Source organism: Psychrobacter sp. (assembly GCF_036731945.1).
Taxonomy (GTDB): Bacteria; Pseudomonadota; Gammaproteobacteria; order Pseudomonadales; family Moraxellaceae; genus Psychrobacter.
In genome coordinates this window covers 52480-55542 of the sequence record NZ_DAINDI010000012.1, presented here as the reverse complement: position 1 = coordinate 55542, position 3063 = coordinate 52480, and the positions used below count along the sequence as shown (strand labels likewise).

At 42.9% G+C, this 3063-nt stretch carries 2 protein-coding genes and 1 pseudogene; 1 reads left to right on the top strand and 2 read right to left on the bottom strand.

What is annotated here, in order from left to right:
• Together V7D75_RS04085 and V7D75_RS04080 are read right to left on the bottom strand one after the other, a co-directional pair.
• The coding region (locus V7D75_RS04085; RefSeq protein ID WP_442968915.1) for a 5-methylcytosine restriction system specificity protein McrC at positions 1 to 975 on the bottom strand (975 nt) is incomplete at its 3' end.
• Between the two features lie 18 nt (positions 976 to 993).
• Positions 994 to 2439, bottom strand: coding sequence for an McrB family protein (locus V7D75_RS04080; protein ID WP_333613516.1), 1446 nt, complete (start codon positions 2437 to 2439; stop codon positions 994 to 996).
• 357 nt (positions 2440 to 2796) lie between these two features.
• Here V7D75_RS04080 and V7D75_RS04075 point away from each other — a divergent pair.
• Positions 2797 to 3063, top strand: a pseudogene (locus tag V7D75_RS04075) (DUF4442 domain-containing protein); the annotation flags it as partial.

Here is a 3063-nt window from a genome sequence, read left to right as displayed (position 1 = left end):
GCCCGTATGAGTGTCAGATTGCTGCAAGAGCCAATACGCCAAGTCCAATAATTGCTGCGCCGCTTGTAATTGCTGTCGAGATAAAGGCTGCAGCGCCAATTGTCGCTTTGCTTGCTGATAAAAAGACTCAAGCCGCTGCAACTCATAACGACTTAACTCTGTCACTTGTCGCCACTGCTGTAATGCGGATAGCGTCATTGATGGCGAAGATAACGGAGTAAGTAAGTTGAGCGCGCTTTTAATCAAGCGATTACACAGCATCTCTTGGTTTAGCACACTGCTTTCACAGACAAACTTATGCGGCTGCATGCTGTTATGGCGTAATTGCTCTTTAATCAGCAAACGACCTTGTAGCGCTGCTCGGTTATGGATTTGCGCCTGATAGTGCTTCGTCGGCTGATAATGCGCCAAACGCTGCAAAAACTGCGCAAGCAGCCAATCAGATAATGGCATTGCTTTAGTCGTCGGCAGCGCTGCTAGCTGAGAGCTAACTTGGCCAAAGTTTTTTGTATTGGGCAGCTTATTTTTATCATGACTGCTGGTTAAATCTGCCAACATATCCTGCACCCATTGCCGTGTTTGATTGATGTCATTGGATTTAGCTAAACCGTATGGCTGTTGCTGATTATGTTTGCTAGACGTTTTTGCTATTAACTTAGGCAATATCTCAAGCGTCATGCCGCTAGGCAATAAAATCATACCAATATAATGGCCGACTTTTAGCTGCCATTGTCCTTGCTGACGTTTAATACTAAAAACAGCAAGCTCTTGCGTTATTAACCAGTGAAAGTCCGCTACGTGCGCAAAATCATGGGCCGTTAAACGTTGATGCTCAAACACCGTAATAACATTAGCATTAAGTGCAGCCGCACTGACGTTATTAGCAATACTCGCACTATTACTATTGCCACTATTAACGTTGTGATTAATGTGGCTGCCTATCGCTTTGTCATCAGACTGTAATACTCTACTCATCACAAGCTAGTAACCTTGTTAATATAAACGCTGATAAACAAACGGCTTGGCAAACTCAGCAGTATGATTGATTAAATCGGCATTAATTTTATAACTACCATTACTCATAGACTGACCGAAAAAAGACTGCTGGTCGGCAAACATTGGGTTTGAATTATTAGGACTGGCTAAGTTATTGGCATTATCAATCAGCGCTTGGCTATCTTGTATAAACTGAGCATTTAGCGGCTGCTGCTCATCTTGAAAGATATATTGCAAAACAGTGACTTGCCCGCCCGCGGCTTGCGCCAATTGCGGAATGATTTGTTCAATAAGAGCCGTTTGTAATTGCTCAAGCGTATTCACCGACCATAAAAACGCATGACCCAATTGCGCCTCTGCACCAAGGGTTTGCGTGATGCGACTATTTAAACCAGTTAAAATTTTTGCTAAATCTATCGTTTCTGCCGGATCAACCGTTTCTGAATTACCGGTTTCTGAATTAACTGGATTGACATAAATAACAGATAATAATTCCGGCTGCGGCGGACAATCAATAAAGCGAAAACGCCGTCGTAATGCCATATCAAGTGGCGCTAGTGAGTGGTCTTGGGTGTTCATGGTGGCATAAATATCAACGTTGGCAGGCACGCTAAAGGTTCGCCCTGAATACGCCAAATTAACCGTCATCGCATTTGCCATGCCAGCGCGTTTATCGGGTTCAATCAAACTTAATAGCTCGCCAAAGACCCGTGATACGTTAGCGCGATTAATTTCATCAATCAGCATCGCATAACGCTGCTCGGGATCATTAGCAGCGCGTTTACATAATTTCAAGAACGCGCCATCTTGCACGCTATAACTCATTTGAGATGAGCTATTTTTTGTATGATCGGATGGCGCTATCACCGGACGGATACCTTCGACAAATTCCTCATAACCATAGGCTTGATGAAAGCTGACCATACTAAAGCGCTGCTGACGGAACTCTTGATTTTGGCTATTATTCTCACGCTGCGCCTGCTGAAACTCGGCTAATTGCTGCGCTAAGTCACTTAACAAATCCATGCTTTCTGGCAGTAAATACCATGCGCCACTATTATCTTTATCAAAATAGGCTTGGCTGGCTCGATTTTTATAACTCACCGTTTGCGAGCTCGTAGGCGTATGCATTTGTAGCACAGACCAAGCAGTATTGCTTAAATTTTTATCGCGCGCATTTTGCGCTGCTTTATTGACAAAAAACTCATGATTGACAATTTCTGGTACTTTGACCAAGTCCTGTTTTTTCGACTTAAAATCCAAAAATATTAAACAAACCACGTTACGCCAGCTTAATTCCTGCAGCAGCTGTTCCAATAATTCTTTGTCATTTATTCTTGGCAGATAATCGGTATATTGCTGCGCGATTTGGAGCAAGCGGTAGGTTTTACCCGTACCAGCGACGCCCGTATAAATGATATTGGTTGGTTTGGAAAGAGACATATTTGGCATGGCCTTATCTAGCGTGGCATTGTCGAACATGAGAAAAAAACGGCAAAATAGTTTAGCCGTGCTAAAACCTGACTATTATAACGTGGCTCGCTAAAATTAAGCGACTTAGCAGGCAATAAGCAACAACACAGCCGGCGTCGATATTTCTGCTCTCTAAGATATCGTCACGTTAGTCATATTTCATAAGCACAGCAGTTCATGTTAATAGTAGTAGCGATACGGCACTTAATGTACCATAACTAACATCGTTGCTAAGATAAAAGAATTCGCTAACTTATCAATCATCTCAATATTTTTTATCGCACTAGTAAAATACTGTAAATCCCACTTTAAATTGAGGAATGTTGTATGTCAGGATTATTAAAAAAACTCCCTAGCAAATTGAGCAACAAACTGCCAACCAAAGTCTCTGACAACACCAAAGTGCCAGTTGCACAACCAAACACTACGCTAAAACCCATCAGCAACCAATTTACCAAACTGCTATCTGTCACCAAGTTTCTGCCTGCGGGCGCGCGCGCCAGCATTTTATCAAAAGCCTTTGGTAAAGTGGTGCCGTACGTGGGTACAACGGGCATCTATTATGAGCACGTCGATCCCAATCAAGTGGTGGTC